Annotated in this window: 11 protein-coding genes; 8 read left to right on the forward strand and 3 right to left on the reverse strand. The window is 60.5% G+C overall.

Going from position 1 to position 15,304, the window contains the following annotated elements:
• Positions 1 to 10 precede the first annotated feature (10 nt).
• The 7 genes from EQV90_RS06130 to abaF all read left to right on the forward strand — a co-directional run bounded on the left by EQV90_RS06130 (position 11) and on the right by abaF (position 7,371).
• On the forward strand, positions 11 to 1,783 hold the full coding sequence (locus EQV90_RS06130) for an aconitase family protein (RefSeq protein WP_240877887.1): 1,773 nt from the start codon (positions 11 to 13) through the stop codon (positions 1,781 to 1,783).
• A complete protein-coding gene (locus EQV90_RS06135) occupies positions 1,776 to 2,441 on the forward strand; it encodes an amino acid ABC transporter permease (RefSeq protein WP_003445208.1) in 666 nt (221 codons plus the stop codon). Before EQV90_RS06130 ends, EQV90_RS06135 begins: the two co-directional genes overlap by 8 nt.
• Before the next feature lie 10 nt (positions 2,442 to 2,451).
• Positions 2,452 to 3,102: an amino acid ABC transporter permease gene (locus EQV90_RS06140; RefSeq protein WP_003445205.1), complete on the forward strand. Its 651-nt coding sequence runs from the start codon at positions 2,452 to 2,454 to the stop codon at positions 3,100 to 3,102.
• Positions 3,095 to 3,817, forward strand: a complete 723-nt coding sequence (locus EQV90_RS06145) for an amino acid ABC transporter ATP-binding protein (protein ID WP_240877888.1) — start codon at positions 3,095 to 3,097, stop codon at positions 3,815 to 3,817. The genes EQV90_RS06140 and EQV90_RS06145 overlap by 8 nt, the downstream gene beginning before the upstream one ends.
• Positions 3,818 to 3,826: 9 nt before the next feature.
• Entirely contained in the window at positions 3,827 to 4,855 is a 1,029-nt protein-coding gene (locus EQV90_RS06150; protein WP_010656606.1) for a proline racemase family protein, read from the forward strand.
• Between the two features lie 135 nt (positions 4,856 to 4,990).
• Positions 4,991 to 5,908 (forward strand): dihydrodipicolinate synthase family protein, encoded by a 918-nt coding sequence (locus tag EQV90_RS06155; RefSeq protein WP_003445196.1) that lies wholly within the window; start codon positions 4,991 to 4,993, stop codon positions 5,906 to 5,908.
• Between the two features lie 68 nt (positions 5,909 to 5,976).
• Positions 5,977 to 7,371, forward strand: a complete 1,395-nt coding sequence (gene abaF / locus EQV90_RS06160) for a fosfomycin efflux MFS transporter AbaF (RefSeq protein ID WP_240877889.1) — start codon at positions 5,977 to 5,979, stop codon at positions 7,369 to 7,371.
• A gap of 775 nt (positions 7,372 to 8,146) precedes the next feature.
• On the opposite strand, the gene EQV90_RS06165 is transcribed toward abaF, so the two are convergent.
• The 3 genes from EQV90_RS06165 to EQV90_RS06175 all read right to left on the reverse strand — a co-directional run bounded on the left by EQV90_RS06165 (position 8,147) and on the right by EQV90_RS06175 (position 12,946).
• On the reverse strand, positions 8,147 to 9,154 hold the full coding sequence (locus EQV90_RS06165) for an Ldh family oxidoreductase (protein WP_010656608.1): 1,008 nt from the start codon (positions 9,152 to 9,154) through the stop codon (positions 8,147 to 8,149).
• Between the two features lie 62 nt (positions 9,155 to 9,216).
• Complete coding sequence (locus EQV90_RS06170; RefSeq protein WP_003445187.1) at positions 9,217 to 11,358, reverse strand: HAD family hydrolase; 2,142 nt, start codon at positions 11,356 to 11,358, stop codon at positions 9,217 to 9,219.
• A 568-nt stretch (positions 11,359 to 11,926) separates the two neighbouring features.
• Positions 11,927 to 12,946 (reverse strand): alpha/beta hydrolase, encoded by a 1,020-nt coding sequence (locus tag EQV90_RS06175; RefSeq protein WP_003445185.1) that lies wholly within the window; start codon positions 12,944 to 12,946, stop codon positions 11,927 to 11,929.
• A 127-nt stretch (positions 12,947 to 13,073) separates the two neighbouring features.
• Between EQV90_RS06175 and EQV90_RS06180 the strand changes: the two genes are divergently transcribed.
• The gene (locus EQV90_RS06180) at positions 13,074 to 15,266 is read left to right on the forward strand and encodes a TonB-dependent siderophore receptor (protein ID WP_240877890.1); all 2,193 of its coding nucleotides are present in this window, start codon (positions 13,074 to 13,076) and stop codon (positions 15,264 to 15,266) included.
• The last annotated feature ends 38 nt before the right edge of the window (positions 15,267 to 15,304 follow it).

The raw sequence follows: 15,304 nt of genomic DNA on the forward strand, positions 1-15,304 counted from the left end.
GTCGGCCAGCATGTCGAGGATCACTTCTCTCAACGGCCGCAATCTGATCAGCGGCGCGGCCCAGGGCCCATTGTTGTTCGCTGATGTGGGGCTGAGCTTCTGGGGCGGGGTCGAGCCGTTCACCGGGGAGGTGATTGACCGTCACCACCCCCTCAGCGGCGAGCACCTGGGCGGGCAGATACTGGCGATTCCCAGTGGTCGCGGCTCCTGTACCGGCAGCAGTGTGCTGATGGAGCTGATCAGCAATGGCCACGCCCCCGCGGCTCTGGTGCTGGCCGAGGCCGATGAGATTCTGACCCTTGGCGTGCTGGTGGCGCAGACCCTGTTCGAACGCTCCCTGCCGGTGCTGTGCATCGGCAACGAGGCCTTCGCCCGCTTGCGCGCCGGGGCATTTGCCCGGGTCGAGGGAGACCGGGTCAGCCTGTTCGATGCTCCGCCGGACGATGGCTGGTCGCCAGCGCTCAACGAGGCACAACACCAGGAACCGGTCTGCTCGATCGAGCTGACCCGACACGACCGCGCCCTGCTCGACGGTGAGCATGGCAAGGCCGCTCAGGTGGCCATGCAGATTGTGCTGCGCATGGCACAGCTACAGGGCGCTGAACAGCTGCTGGACATTAGCCAGGCGCATATCGACGGCTGCATTTATACCGGGCCTGCCAGTCTGCGCTTTGCCCGACAACTGGTGGAATGGGGCGCCAAAGTACGGGTGCCCACTACCCTCAACTCAATCTCTGTCGACCAGCGCCGCTGGCGCGAACTGGGGGTCGACCCGGCTCTGGGTGTGCCCGCCAGTGCCTTGGGCGATGCCTATATGGCCATGGGCGCACAATTGAGTTTTACCTGCGCCCCCTATCTGCTGGACAGCGCACCCAAGGTCGGCGAACAGATCGTCTGGGCCGAATCCAACGCAGTGGTCTACGCCAACAGCGTGCTAGGCGCGCGCACCCTTAAATACCCCGATTATCTGGACATTTGCATCGCCCTCACCGGCCGCGCGCCCTTGATTGGCTGCCACCTGGAGGATCAGCGCAAAGCCCGGCTGCAAGTCGAGCTGCCCGCCCTGGGCGAGCTGGACGATGCCTTCTACCCGCTGCTGGGCTACCACATCGGCGCCCTGGCCGGCAGCCGTATTCCCTTGATCCTCGGGCTGGAAGACAGGCAGCCGGATCTGGACGATCTCAAGGCGTTCGGTGCGGCCTTTGCCACCACCAGCGCCGCCCCGCTGTTTCATATCGCCGGGGTCACACCCGAGGCCCTCGACCCGGCACAGGTACTGGATGGCCCGGTGCCGGTGGTCACCATCAGCCTGACGGACCTGTTGCACAGCTGGCACGAACTCAACAGTGCCAGTGACCCCGGGGTGGACGTGGTGTCCCTGGGCAATCCGCACTTCTCCCTCAGCGAGTTCGCGCGTCTGGCCGGCCTGTGCCAGGGGCGGCACAAACACCCCGAGGTAGCCGTGGTCATCACCTGTGGCCGCGCGGTGCTGGAGCAGGCCCGCGCAGCCGGGCATATCGCGGTGATCGAAGGCTTCGGCGCGACCCTGATCAGCGATACCTGCTGGTGCATGCTGGGTGAACCGGTGATTCCCTGCGCGGCCACCACCCTGATGACCAATTCAGCCAAGTACGCCCACTACGCACCGGGACTGGTGGGGCGCAAGGTGCACTTCGCCAGCCTCGCCGAATGCGTGAATGCCGCCTGCAGCGCCAGGGCCGACGGCGGTCTGCCGCAATGGCTGCCAGCGGCGGCCTCACAGGAGATACCCGCCCATGTTTGATTACACTTTTCAATGGCGCTCAGCCCTGCGCGCCTTGCCGGACATGCTGGCCGGGGCCCTGGTGACCTTTGAGACCGCAGCACTGTCGATGATCTTCGGGGTGTTGATCGCCCTCGCGCTGACGGTCATGCGCGAAACCAAAAACCCGCTGTTGCGCGGCATCGGCAACGGCTGGGTCTCCATCGCACGCAACACTCCGTCGCTGTTCCAGATCTATGTCCTGTACTTCGGGCTCGGCTCCCTCGGCCTGCATGTCAGCTCATGGATCGCGCTGCTGGCCGGGATCACTTTCAACAATGCCGGTTACCTGGCCGAAAACTTTCGCGGCGGTCTCAAGGCCGTGCCCGAAACCCAGGTGCGGGCTGCGCGCTCGCTGGGCATGAGTGCCTTCCAGACCTACCGCATGATCGTGGTCCCGCAGCTGTTGCGCATCGTGTTCTACCCGCTGACCAACCAGATGGTGTGGGCGGTGCTGATGACCTCGCTGGGGGTCATCGTCGGATTGAACAACGACCTCACCGGCGTCACCCAGGACTACAACGTCAAAACCTTTCGCACCTTCGAATACTTCGCCATTGCTGCGGTGCTGTATTACCTGATTGCCAAGGCGATCGTTGCGGTAGCCCGGCTGATGGCCTGGCGTCTGTTCCGTTACTGAGGACGTGAGCATGTTTTCCACCAGCTTTACCTGGAATGACTTTTTATTTTTGCTGGAGGGCGCCTGGGTCACCTTGCAACTGACCGCCTGGGCGATCCTGCTGGGCACCCTCGCCGGGCTGCTCTTCGGCCTGTTGCGGGCCCTGTTGCCAAGGGCCAGCCTGCCGCTGGCCTGGGTCCTGGACGTGTTTCGCAGCGTGCCATTGCTGATCCAGTTCGTATTGTTCAACTCGCTCAAGAGCATCATCGGCCTGAACATCAGTGCCTTCAGCGTCGGCTGCATTGTGCTGGGGGTATACGCCGCTGCGTACTTCACCGAAATCGTGCGCAGCGGCGTCCTGGCGGTGCCCTTCACCACGCGCCGGGCCAGCCGCTCGCTGGGGCTGAGTTACCTGCAGGACCTGCGCTACATCGTGCTGCCGATCGCCATGCGGGTAGCGTTTCCCGGCTGGCTCAATCTGGTACTCAGCGTGATGAAAGACACCGCGCTGGTGATGTGGATCGGCATCGTTGAACTGCTGCGCGCCTCGCAAACCATCGTTACCCGTATCCAGGAACCGATGCTGGTGTTGTGCATCGCGGGGCTTATCTATTACGTCATGAGCCTGGTGGTCGCCCGCCTTGGCGCTCGTGTGGAAAGAAGGTGGCAAGAAAATGATTGAGATCGACAACGTCTACAAATCCTTCGGCGATCTGGAAGTGGTCAAGGGCGTCAGCCTGACGGTCAACAAGGGCGAAGTGGTTTCGATAATCGGCGGCTCCGGCTCCGGCAAGTCGACCCTGTTGATGTGCATCAACGGCCTGGAGCCGATCCAGAAAGGCCATATTCGCGTAGACGGGATCGAGGTGCACGACAAGGCCACCGACCTCAACCGGCTGCGGCAAAAAATCGGCATCGTGTTCCAGCAATGGAACGCCTTCCCGCATCTGACCGTGCTGGAGAATGTGATGCTGGCCCCGCGCAAGGTACTGGGTAAAAGCAAGGCTGAAGCCGAAGCCCTGGCGGTGCAACAACTGACCCATGTCGGCCTTGGCGACAAGCTCAAGACCTTCCCCGGCAAACTGTCCGGCGGCCAGCAGCAGCGCATGGCCATCGCCCGCGCCCTGGCCATGTCTCCGCACTATATGTTGTTCGACGAAGCGACCTCGGCCCTCGATCCGCAACTGGTGGGCGAGGTGCTGGACACCATGCGCATGCTGGCCGAAGACGGCATGACCATGGTCCTGGTGACTCACGAAATCCGCTTTGCCCGTGATGTCTCCGACCGGGTGGCGTTCTTTCGCAATGGCCTGGTGCACGAGATCGGCTCCCCCGATCAAGTCATCGGCAACCCCCTGCATCCTGAAACTGCAGCATTCCTCAAATCTGTGAAATAGGAGAAAACCATGCGCTCATCCAAAGTCATTCATGTGGTCAGCTGTCACGCCGAGGGCGAGGTCGGGGACGTGATTGTCGGCGGCGTCGCGCCGCCACCCGGTGCCACGGTGTGGGAACAGTCACGCTGGATCGCCCAGGATCAGACACTGCGCAATTTTGTCCTCAATGAGCCCCGCGGCGGGGTGTTCCGCCACGTCAATCTGCTGGTCCCGGCCAAAGACCCGCGGGCGCAAATGGCCTGGATTATCATGGAGCCTGCCGACACCCCGCCGATGTCGGGCTCCAACTCGATCTGCGTGTCCACGGTGTTGCTCGACAGCGGCATTTTGCCCATGACCGAACCCCAGACCAGGCTGATACTCGAAGCCCCGGGCGGGCTGATCGAAGCCGTGGCCGATTGCCGCGACGGCAAGGTTGAGCGGGTCGAAATCAAAAACGTGCCCTCCTTCGCCGACCGGCTGGATGCCTGGATCGAAGTTCCGGGGCTGGGTTCGATCAAGGTCGACACCGCCTATGGTGGCGACAGTTTTGTCATCGCCGATGCCCGGGAGCTGGGCTTCTCCATCACCCCGGACGAAGCGGCGGAGCTGGTGGCGGTGGGGCTGAAAATCACCCATGCGGCCAATGAGCAATTGGGCTTCGTGCACCCGCTGAACCCTGACTGGTCGCATATTTCTTTTTGCCAGATCGCCGCACCTGTGGTGTACGAGCAAGGCATCGCCACTGGCGCCAACGCCGTGGTCATCCGTCCCGGCAAGATCGACCGTTCGCCCTGCGGCACCGGGTGCTCGGCACGCATGGCGGTATTGCAGGCCAAAGGGCTGTTGCAGGTCGGGGAGCGTTTTATCGGGCGCTCGCTCATAGGTTCCGAATTTCATTGCCGTATCGACTCCATGACCGAAGTCGCCGGGCGTGCAGCGATCTATCCGTGCATTTCCGGGCGGGCCTGGATTACCGGCACCCACCAGCATCTGCTGGACCCGAGCGACCCTTGGCCACAGGGCTATCGTCTGTCCGATACCTGGCCAGGCGCCTGACCCTCCCCCGGTAACCCTTCTGTAGGCGCAAGCTTTTCACAGCACAGCGCCCGAGCGAGCGCCTGCAGAGAGCAAAAAGTACCGACGTTTAAAATCGTATACGAAATACAATTACAACAGCAGAGGCAACAGACAATGAGCAAACCCATAAACTGGAGTGGTGTCTTTCCAGCGGTAACCACTCAATTCAACGATGACTTCACAATCAACCTGGACAAGACCCACCAGGTGATTTCCAACGTCATCCGTGACGGCGTATCTGGTCTGGTGGTGTGCGGCTCGGTGGGGGAAAACACCTCGCTGAGCGCCGAAGAAAAAATCGCCGTGACCGAGGTTGCAGTGGCCGCCTCCGGCGGTCGGGTGCCGGTTATCTGTGGCGTTGCCGAGTTCACAAGCGTGCAAGCCGCCAAAGTGGCCAACGCTGTGCGCAAGGTCGGCGTTGACGGTGTGATGTTGATGCCGGCCCTGGTCTACGGTTCCAAGCCGTTTGAAACCGCCGAGCATTATCGCTACGTGGCCAAAAACGCCGACATCCCGCTGATGGTGTACAACAACCCGCCCATCTACAAAAACGACGTGACCCCGGAAATTCTTATCTCCCTGTCCGACTGCGACAACGTGGTGTGCTTCAAGGACTCGTCCGGCGACACCCGTCGTTTTATCGACATCCGCAATCAGGTGGGCGACCGCTTTGTGTTGTTCGCCGGTCTTGATGACGTGGTACTGGAAAGCCTGGCCGTGGGGGCTGAAGGCTGGGTCTCGGGGATGTCCAACGTGTTCCCCAAGGAAGGCGAGACGATTTTCCGCCTGGCCAAGGCCGGACGCTTTGCCGAAGCCATGCCGATCTATGAGTGGCTGATGCCGATTCTGCACCTGGATGCCCGTGCCGATCTGGTGCAGTGCATCAAGCTGTGCGAAGCGATTGCCGGGCGCGGCAGTGCGCTGACCCGCCCGCCGCGTCTGGCCCTGCCACAGGCTGATCGCGAGTATGTGGAACAGATCATGGCCAAGGCCCTGGCCAACCGTCCGCATCTGCCGGACGTCGGTCTTTAAGTGATCGCCGGGGGGCTCTGACTGCCCGCCCGGCTGCCCGTTTTAGCGCACCTACAGGAAGTGCCAGCATGTCCACTCAATCCTCTCACGCAACCACCAGCCCTGCGGGACTCAAACGTGTCGTGGCCGCAGCCATGGCCGGTACCGTCGCCGAATGGTATGAATTTTTTCTGTATGGCACCGCCTCGGCACTGGTCTTCGGCCAGTTGTTTTTCCGCCAGACCGACAGCCCGATCGACGGCATCATCGCGGCCTTTGCCCTGTATGCAGTGGGCTTTCTCGCCCGGCCGATCGGCGGCCTGGTGTTCGGTCACTATGGTGACAAGTTCGGCCGCAAACGCCTGTTGCAACTGAGCCTGGTGGTGGTCGGCATCACCACCTTCCTGATGGGCTGCCTGCCCGGCTTCGATACCATTGGCTACGCCGCACCGGTGCTGCTGGTGTTGCTGCGGCTGATCCAGGGCTTCGCCTTTGGCGGGGAATGGGGCGGCGCCATTCTGCTGGTTTCAGAGCACTGCCCGGATAACCGCCGGGGCTTTTGGGCCAGTTGGCCGCAAGCCGGAGTTCCCGCCGGCAACCTGGTGGCTACCGTGGCGTTGCTGCTGTTGTCGACCACGCTTTCGGAGGAGCAATTCCTCTCCTGGGGCTGGCGTGTAGCCTTCTGGTTCTCGGCGGTGGTGGTGCTGATCGGCTACTGGATTCGTACCAGCGTCGACGATGCGCCCATCTTCAAGGAAGCCCAGGCCCGTCAGGCCCAAAACAAACAGCAGGAGCTCGGGGTGATTGAAGTACTGCGTCACCACTGGCGCTCCGTGCTGGTGGGTATCGGTGCGCGGTTTGCAGAAAACATTCTGTACTACACCGTCGTGACCTTCTCGATCACCTACCTCAAGCTGGTGGTGCACAAGGACACCTCCGAGATTCTGTTTTTGATGTTCGGCGCGCACCTGCTGCACTTTTTCATGATCCCGCTGATGGGTTACCTGTCTGACCTGGTGGGACGTAAACCGGTGTATCTGGTCGGGGCGGTGCTCACCGGGTTCTGGGGCTTTGTCGGATTTCCGATGATGGACACCGGCAATAACTGGCTGATCATGGCGGCCATCACATTGGGCCTGGCGATAGAGTCGATGACCTATGCCCCCTATTCGGCGTTGATGGCCGAGATGTTCCCGACCCATGTGCGCTACACCGCGCTTTCGCTGTGCTATCAGGTGGCGCCGATTTTCGCCGGTTTACTGGCACCGCTGATCGCGATCACCCTGCTCAACAAGTACCACAGCTCGACGCCGATCGCCTGGTATCTGGTGGGAGCGGCGCTGATCTCGATTGTGGCTGTGGGCCTGACCCGTGAAACCCGGGGCAAGTCCCTGCATCAAGTGGATGCGGAATCGGCGGCGCGCATATCCGCGCTGGATGGCAATGCACAGACCGCAGCCCGTCGTGGAGACTCACTGGCCTGAAGTACTGCGTTGAAACCTTTGAAACCCTGAAACATTTGAAACCTTGAACTGTAGGAGCGAGCTTGTCTCGCGAGCTTTTCATCGCAATGACAAAAAGCTCGCGAGGCAAGCTCGCTCCTACAGGCAAGCTCGCTCCTACAGACAAGCTCGCTCCTGCAGAAGACGAGCTCGTTTGGGTTGATTGGGCAAGTCGCTGCATCAGGTGGATGCGGAATCGGCTGCACGCATATCCGCGCTGGATGGCAATGCACAGACCGCAGCCCGTCGTGGAGACTCACTGGCCTGAAGTACTGCGGTGAAACCTTTGAAATCCTGAAACATTTGAAACCTTGAACTGTAGGAGCGAGCTTGTCTCGCGAGCTTTTCATCGAAATGACAAAAAGCTCGCGAGACAAGCTCGCTCCTACAGACAAGCTCGCTCCTGCAGAAGACGAGCTCGTTTGGGTTGATTGGGCAAGTCGCTGCATCAGGTAGATGCGGAATCGGCTGCACGCATATCCGCGCTGGATGGCAATGCACAGACCACAGCCCGTCGTGGAGACTCACTGGCCTGAAGTACTGCGGTGAAACCTTTGAAATCCTGAAACATTTGAAACCTTGAACTGTAGGAGCGAGCTTGTCTCGCGAGCTTTTTATCGAAATGACCAAAAGCTCGCGAGACAAGCTCGCTCCTACAGACAGGCTCGCTCCTACAGACAGGCTCGCTCCTACAGACAGGCTCGCTCCTACAGACAAGCTCGCTCCTGCAGAAGACGAGCTCGTTTGGAGTGATGGCTCAGGATTTCAGCGCCAGCAGGTCGTGGTACAGGGCTTCGGGAATCTGTACCCCTTCCACCAGGCTGCGCGCCCGGGCTTCATAACGGCGCTGCGACGGCAATCGTGCTCCCTGCCCTTCGATACTTTCGAACAACACCTCGGCCCGGGCCAGATGCTGCTCGGTGGCGGCCCCCAGAAAACGCTGCGGATCGAATGCGATGATCAATTCACCATGGTACGGCGACGACTTGCTCCCCGCGTCCCAGGCCAGTGACTCGGCACTGGTCAGGTCACCGATCAAGGGCCCGGCGATCAGTTCCACCATCGCCGCCAGCGCCGAGCCCTTGTGCCCGCCAAACGTGAGCATCGCTCCCGAGTCCAGTACCACATTGGCATCAGTGCTGGACTGGCCATGGGCATCAACCCCCCAGCCCTCGGGAATTGCCTTGCCTGCCCGCCGGTGCAACTCGATATCGCCACGGGCGATGGCGCTGGTGGCGAAGTCGAATACAAACGGATCCTTGCCCGCACGTGGCCAGCCGAAGGCAATCGGGTTGGTGCCGAATACCGGCTGGCTCCCGCCCGCCGGCGCAACCCAGGCATGGCTCGGGTTACAGGCCAGCGCCACCAGACCGGCAGCGGTCAATTGTTCGATCTCCACCCACAATGCGGAAAAATGCACACAACGATTGATCGCCAGTGCGGCAATCCCGTTGGCCCGGGTCTTCTCTTGCAGTAACGGCAAACCCGCCTGAAACGCCAGCTGGGAAAAACCGCCCGCTGCATCCACCCGAACAATGGAAGGTGCCTGGTCGATCACCCGGGGTTCGGCATCGGCCGAGACCTTGCCCGCACGCAGTGAATTGACACAGCCCAGCACCCGATACAGGCCGTGGGAAGCGCAACCATCGCGCTCCCCGGCAAGTACCGTGTCACTCACTGCGCGGGCATGGGCCGGATTGAAACCGTTATGCAACAGGATGGATTCGGCCAGCTCTTTGGCTTGGACCAGGGACAGTCGGATCATGATCATCTCCTTGAACAGACCCACCAGACTGGCCCATTCAAGGGGTTTCGCGCTTGATTGCTTTAGGCCTGGGCCATGACGAATTCAGCACAGTCCGGTTCCATGGCCGCCAGGCTCCGGAAATGCCCGGAGATGGCCTCGATCAGTTCGCCGTCCTTGACCGGATCCAGCCCCGGATACGGTCGGCCGTTGTAATTTGCACTGTAGGTCAGCACCGTCTCGACACTGCCGCTGTCTTGATACAGGGTGCGCATCAACTGGCTTTCCTGATCCTTGCTGTCTGTGGAACGCAGCGCGTAATGAAGCGCCAGGGCGCTGCCAAACTCCAGGGCGCTGCAGTCGATGCCATGTTTCTTGGCCAGATCGATGCTGCGGAAAATCCGCTCGTTGCGCTGCAGTTTACGCAGCGGATCACGGCCGACGCGGGTACAGGGGTCCTTGAACGAGGTGTTGCAGCGCGCGAGAAATGTGTTCGAGAAACTCTCGACAGCTTGCGCCATGTGCGGGTATTCGGCCACCAGGGCCGGGCCCACTTCCTGACGAATCAAGCGCTCGGCCAGAGCACTGACCCGCGGGTCGCCCATGGCCTGCCCCAACCACGAATAGCCCAGGCGGCTGGCGTACCAGGCAATGATGGCGTGGGGCCCGTTCCACAACAGGTTTTTCATCACCTGGGTCTGGGTGATGTCGTCAACTGTCCTGACCTGGCGCAGACGCTCCAGCAGGTTACTGCAGCGTTCGGCATACAACGGCATGTCCGACTCGCTGTTGAACAGGATCAAATGCAACTGGCTCAGTGCATTGCTGGACTGGGCAAATGGCCGAAAGCGGCTGATCAGGCGTTCGTATTCCGGCACCGGGGTTTTCGGGCTTGCCGTGGGTACGACGGTGTCGTCAGTCAGGCTGTTCTGGAAGATTTTCGACTTGATACGCAACTGGCGCACCAGCGACTCGTTGGACAGCTTGGAGACAATGCGACTGACCACGGTTTCTGCAAAGTGGGTGTTATCCAGAATTTTCTGGCACAGGTGCGGTGCAACCAGCAGTTCGAGCTGGGCTCGCACATGGCGGCGGACAAAGTCCGCGCCGCCGACCTTGTTCAACACAATCAGAATCGTCAACTCACGCCCGCGTCGCTCAAAGCGCCGGATCAAACCCCTGGCAATGACGTCCGCCTGTTTGCGGATCGCGGTTTCCGGCAGGCTCAGCCCGACTATTTCAGCTTCGTCGTACATGCGGATCACCTCTTGGGCGTCATCCATGTCGATCATTCTGAGGTTTTCAATGGTCTGGTCGAACGAGGTCGCACCATAGCGCACGCTGAAGCGGCCAAAGGCCTGGATGGTGTCGCGCAGCATCCGCGAACGGGTGGCCGCGATAATCTCGCAAGGCCGGGTGTAGCCATCCCAGTGGGAGAAAATCTGCGTCAGGTAGCCACCGCCCATGGCCCCGAAACCGTGGATGCCGACACTGAATTGATTGAGGGCCTGGGGGAAACTCTCGTTCAGTTCGGGGGTGCCCAGATCCGGCATGCATTGGTTGAGGTCGCCCAGAAACCCGTGCATGTTCTGGTACGCCTTCAGCGCACCGGCCTTCACTTCGGCTGCCGGAGGCTTGATGTCTTCGATCAGGATCGGCTGCCCTTCGGCACGAATCGCCGACAACAGGCCGTTCTCGGAGTCTTCGAGCATCAGGCAGTGGCCCGGCAGGCAATTGAGCGCACTGGCGGCCTTGAGGAAAATCTCGGGGTGGGGCTTGCCCTGCTCCACTTCATCGCCGCAAACGGTGACGTCGAAGTACTTCAGTACGTTGGCATTGATCAGGTATTCCTCGGCGATGGCGCGGCGGCTCGAGGTGGCCACGGCCATGGTCAGGCCATACTTGCGCAAGCGCTCGAGCACTTCGAGCAAACCGTCCTTGATCGGCACGCCATGGTTACGCACATGGGCCAGTTCAAGTTCATCGGCGCGCTGGCGGACCGCAGCGTAAGGGAAATCTTCACCATGATTGGCCTTGGCCAGCGCTTCGGCCTTGCGGGCACTCAGGCCCAGAGAACCGATCAGGGTTTCTTCGCTCAATGGCGTGCCGTAAATCTCGAGCGCGGCCTGTTTGAGGGTCTTGAAGCGCAGGCGTTCGGTGTCAAACATGGTGCCGTCCATATCGAAGATGGCACTGAAAATTCTTTTACCCTGGAAATAAATCATGGCTCGTGAGTCCTTGTAGCGCGGCGCCTGGTCATGGGTAACCAAACGCTGTCGTGACCTGCAGCTGGCTGGTGCCAGGGATGTCGGGTCAGAAAGTGAGGGGATCAGATAAAAATGCCGGGCAACAGCGCATACCGTTAAAAACGGATGCAAACACGCCGGGTCGGCTGGCGATCAGAAAAAATCTGGAGGGGGGACGTAGCAGTGGCGCCAGTCAGCACAGCTGGCGGGCAAACAACGGGGTGGAATCAAGAGTGCATAGAGGCGGGAGACAAACCCTGTCGCTGCAAGAATGCAGCCTTTGACGTGAGGCCCACACTGCGCAATCAGGGATGCGTAATGTGAGCCGGACTGGCGATTGATACGTGTGATTCCATCCATAGGGAGCTGTAATTTCCTGTAATACGATTGGATACCCTTTTAGCTATAACGCACTTGGAGGCTCTAAATCAAGGAGTGATCCTGGATTGATCACTCGCTTGATCCTGATTTGGTCCTCGTTTGATCATGGGCAGTCGCTAACCAGGCACGAAGGCTGCGAGCCTTTGGCACAGCGCCGGGTTTGGGGTCAACCCTGGAGGTTCAACTGCTCCACCAGCACCTTGTTGAAGGCCGCCGGGTCTTCCATTTGCGGGGCGTGGCCCATGCCCGGGAATTCAATCAGCCTGGCCCCGGGAATCAGTTTGGCCGCCTGTTTGCCCAGCACTTTGTAGTCACCGATTCTGGCCTTCACTTGCGCTGAGGCAATATCACTGCCGATGGCGGTGGTGTCAGCATCGCCGATCAATAACAGGGTTGGCACCTTGAGTTCCGGCAGTTCGTAAAACACCGGCTGGGTGAAAATCATGTCGTAGATCAACGCCGAGTTCCACGCCACCCGTTTGTGCCCCGGCCCCTTGTTCAGACCCGCCAGCATGTCCACCCAACGATCGTACTCGGGCTTCCAGTGCCCTGCGTAATAGGTACTTTGCTCGTACTGGCGAATACCTTCGGCACTGAGTTTCAGTTCCCGTGCGTACCACTGGTCAACACTGCGCCATGGCACGCCGAGGGCTTTCCAGTCCTCCAGACCGATTGGATTGACCAGCACCAGCTGCTCGGTTTGCGGGGCGTACTGCAGTGCATAGCGGGTACCCAGCATGCCGCCGGTGGAGTGGCCGATGATGCTGGCCTTGTCCACCCCGAGGCTGTCGAGCAAGGCATGGGTATTAGCCGACAATTGCTGAAAGCTGTATTGATAACTGGCCGGTTTGCTCGAGGTGCAAAAACCGATCTGGTCCGGCGCCACGACCCGGTAACCCGCCGCGCTCAGGGCCTTGATGCTGTCGCCCCAGGTGGCTGCGCAGAAGTTTTTGCCGTGCAGCAGCACCGCTGTATGGCCATTGGCAGGCCCCGTGGGGGCAACGTCCATGTAGCCCATCTGCAGGGTCTGGCCCTGGGAATCAAAGTTGAAGTGATGCAGCGGGTACGGGTACTCGAAGCCTTGCAGTTGCTCGCCATAAACCGGGGCGGAAGCGGAAGGCGCCGCCAGCGCCTGCAAGGGCAAGCTGCAGGCCAGTACCAGGCATGAGCGTAGAAAAAATGGCATGCGCAATTCCTCAAAAAGACCGGAGCGTCACATTGCACCATTAACCCAAGGTTAAGTAGCGTCTGTATGATGGCGCGCCTGTGAACAGGCCCTGCACTCAAGGCCGCCCATCATTCAGGAGTTTTGCATGAACAGGCTTCACCGGACTTTCAACCAGGGAGAGTCCGCCCCGCGGTTCACGCTCAACCTGCTGACCCTTGGCCTGTTACTGTCCAGCGCAGTGCCGGTGGCCCACGGCGCCAACACCGAGTTGCCGGCGACCGCCGTGACCGCTGAAGACAACGCCGGCTATCAGGCCGACAGCGCCTGGGTCGGCGGTTTCGAAGCGGCACCCCTGCTGGATACCCCGGCGGCGATTTCAGTCTTTACCGACGCGCTGATCAAGGATCAACAAGCCCGCCTGCTCAGCGATGTATTGAGCAACGACGCTTCGGTGGGTGAAAGCTATGCGCCCATTGGTTATTACCAGAATTTCGTGGTCCGCGGCTTCTCGTTGAATTCGGCCAGCAGCTACAAGATCAATGGCCGCACCATCACCGGCGAGCAAAACGTCGGCTTGGAAAACAAGCAGCAGGTGGAATTGCTCAAGGGTCTGTCCGGCCTGCAAAGCGGCGTGTCCGAGCCAGGTGGCGTAGTCAATTACGTGACCAAGCGTGCCGCGGATGTACGCTCCGTCACGGTCTCCACCGATGATCGCGGCAGTGGTTATCTGGCCACCGATGTGGGGGGCTGGTTCGGCAGCGAGCAGCAGTTCGGACTGCGTGCCAATTTCGCCCATGAGGACATCCACTCCTACGTCGAACATGCCAATGGCCAGCGTGATTTCGCCGCTGTGGCTTTCGACTGGAACATCAGCCCCGACGCCCTGCTGCAACTGGATGTGGAGTACCAAAACAAGGAGCAGCGTTCGGTGCCGGGCTATCAATTGCTCGGCGGCACCGAACTGCCGCACCACGCTTCACCGAAAAAGCTGCTGGCTCACCAGAGCGGCTCCAAACCTGTAACCATTGATTCGCTGAACATCAACGGCAACTTTGAGTACCGCTTCACCGATAACTGGAAAGGCAGCCTGAGCGCCTCACGCAGCAAAGTGGTGATCGATGATTACAGTTCATTTGCCTGGGGTTGTTATGGCGCCGCCAGTTGTGCCGGCAGCGCAGTACCCAACTACTTCAGCCCCGAAGGCAATTACGATATCTATGACTTCCGCAGCCCCGACGACACCCGGCGCAATGATGAAGTGCAGGCAGCACTCAGCGGTGTGTTTGATACCGGCGGCATCGGCCATGAACTGACAGTGGGCAGCAGCGCGTTCCGCCGTGTGGTGGATCAGCGCGAGCTGATCAACGAGATGATCGGCATCGGCAATATCGACAGTGAACCCGAGAACTTTGCGCGCTATGACGGGCCGGTCGAGGACAGCTATCGACGTCTGGACAGCCGCCAGTACGGGCTGTTCTTCAACGACCGGATCAGCTTTAACCAACAATGGCAGACCGTGCTCGGTGGCCGTGAAGTGCTGCTGGACGAACGCACCTTCGACGACCAGGGCGACACCAGCCGCCATACCCGGCGCTATGAATTCCTGCCCCAGGCCGCACTGATCTATAAACCCGTGCCGAACCTGTCGTTGTATACCCGTTACAGCAAGGGCCTGGCCCTGGGTGGCACGGCACCCTGGTTAGCCAGCAATGCTTTTGACACCCTCGCCCCCACCCTGTCACGGCAGATTGAAGCAGGGGTCAAGTACGACTGGAGGCGCATCAGCCTGAGCGCGACGCTGTTCCAGATCCGTCAGGACTACCAATATGCCCGCCCCGACGCCACTGCGGGTGCATTCACCTATGTGCAGCAGGGCGAACAGAAAAATACCGGCCTGGAGCTGGCGGCCAACGGTTGGGCCAGTGAGCGCTTGCAGGTATCGGCCAGTGTGACGGCGATCCGCGCCCGGGTGACAGGCAGCGGTACGCCCGAGTATGAAGGCCATCAAACCATCAACGTGCCGACCCTGCGCGCCAGTCTTTATGGTGATTACGCCCTGCCCTGGGTCGATGGCCTGGCCCTGCTCGGCGGGATGCAATACAGCGGCAAAAAATACGCCAGCCAACAGGGCGGTGTGCAGGCTGGCAGTTACGCCATCTTCAATATCGGCAGCCGCTACAGCACCCGTATCGAGGGTTATGACACCGTGTTCCGGCTCACCGTCGACAACCTGTTCGACAAGCGCTACTGGCGCGATGTGGGTGAGTACATGGGCGACAACTATGTATTCCAGGGCGCGCCGCTGACCGCCCGCCTGAGTGCTTCGATCAACTTCTGAAGCATTGACCGCACCTGTAGGAGCGAGCCTGCTCGCGA

This window comes from Pseudomonas sp. TMW22089, assembly GCF_022496645.1.
GTDB classification, from domain to species: domain Bacteria; phylum Pseudomonadota; class Gammaproteobacteria; order Pseudomonadales; family Pseudomonadaceae; genus Aquipseudomonas; species Aquipseudomonas paraversuta.

Bases quoted from the DNA above. Each gene is read 5' to 3' on its own strand.
- EQV90_RS06130 (WP_240877887.1), top strand. From the start codon at position 11: ATGTCGAGGATCACTTCTCTCAACGGCCGCAATCTGATCAGCGGCGCG.
- EQV90_RS06135 (WP_003445208.1), top strand. From the start codon at position 1,776: ATGTTTGATTACACTTTTCAATGGCGCTCAGCCCTGCGCGCCTTGCCG.
- EQV90_RS06140 (WP_003445205.1), top strand. From the start codon at position 2,452: ATGTTTTCCACCAGCTTTACCTGGAATGACTTTTTATTTTTGCTGGAG.
- EQV90_RS06145 (WP_240877888.1), top strand. From the start codon at position 3,095: ATGATTGAGATCGACAACGTCTACAAATCCTTCGGCGATCTGGAAGTG.
- EQV90_RS06150 (WP_010656606.1), top strand. From the start codon at position 3,827: ATGCGCTCATCCAAAGTCATTCATGTGGTCAGCTGTCACGCCGAGGGC.
- EQV90_RS06155 (WP_003445196.1), top strand. From the start codon at position 4,991: ATGAGCAAACCCATAAACTGGAGTGGTGTCTTTCCAGCGGTAACCACT.
- abaF (WP_240877889.1), top strand. From the start codon at position 5,977: ATGTCCACTCAATCCTCTCACGCAACCACCAGCCCTGCGGGACTCAAA.
- EQV90_RS06165 (WP_010656608.1), bottom strand. From the start codon at position 9,154: ATGATCCGACTGTCCCTGGTCCAAGCCAAAGAGCTGGCCGAATCCATC.
- EQV90_RS06170 (WP_003445187.1), bottom strand. From the start codon at position 11,358: ATGATTTATTTCCAGGGTAAAAGAATTTTCAGTGCCATCTTCGATATG.
- EQV90_RS06175 (WP_003445185.1), bottom strand. From the start codon at position 12,946: ATGCCATTTTTTCTACGCTCATGCCTGGTACTGGCCTGCAGCTTGCCC.
- EQV90_RS06180 (WP_240877890.1), top strand. From the start codon at position 13,074: ATGAACAGGCTTCACCGGACTTTCAACCAGGGAGAGTCCGCCCCGCGG.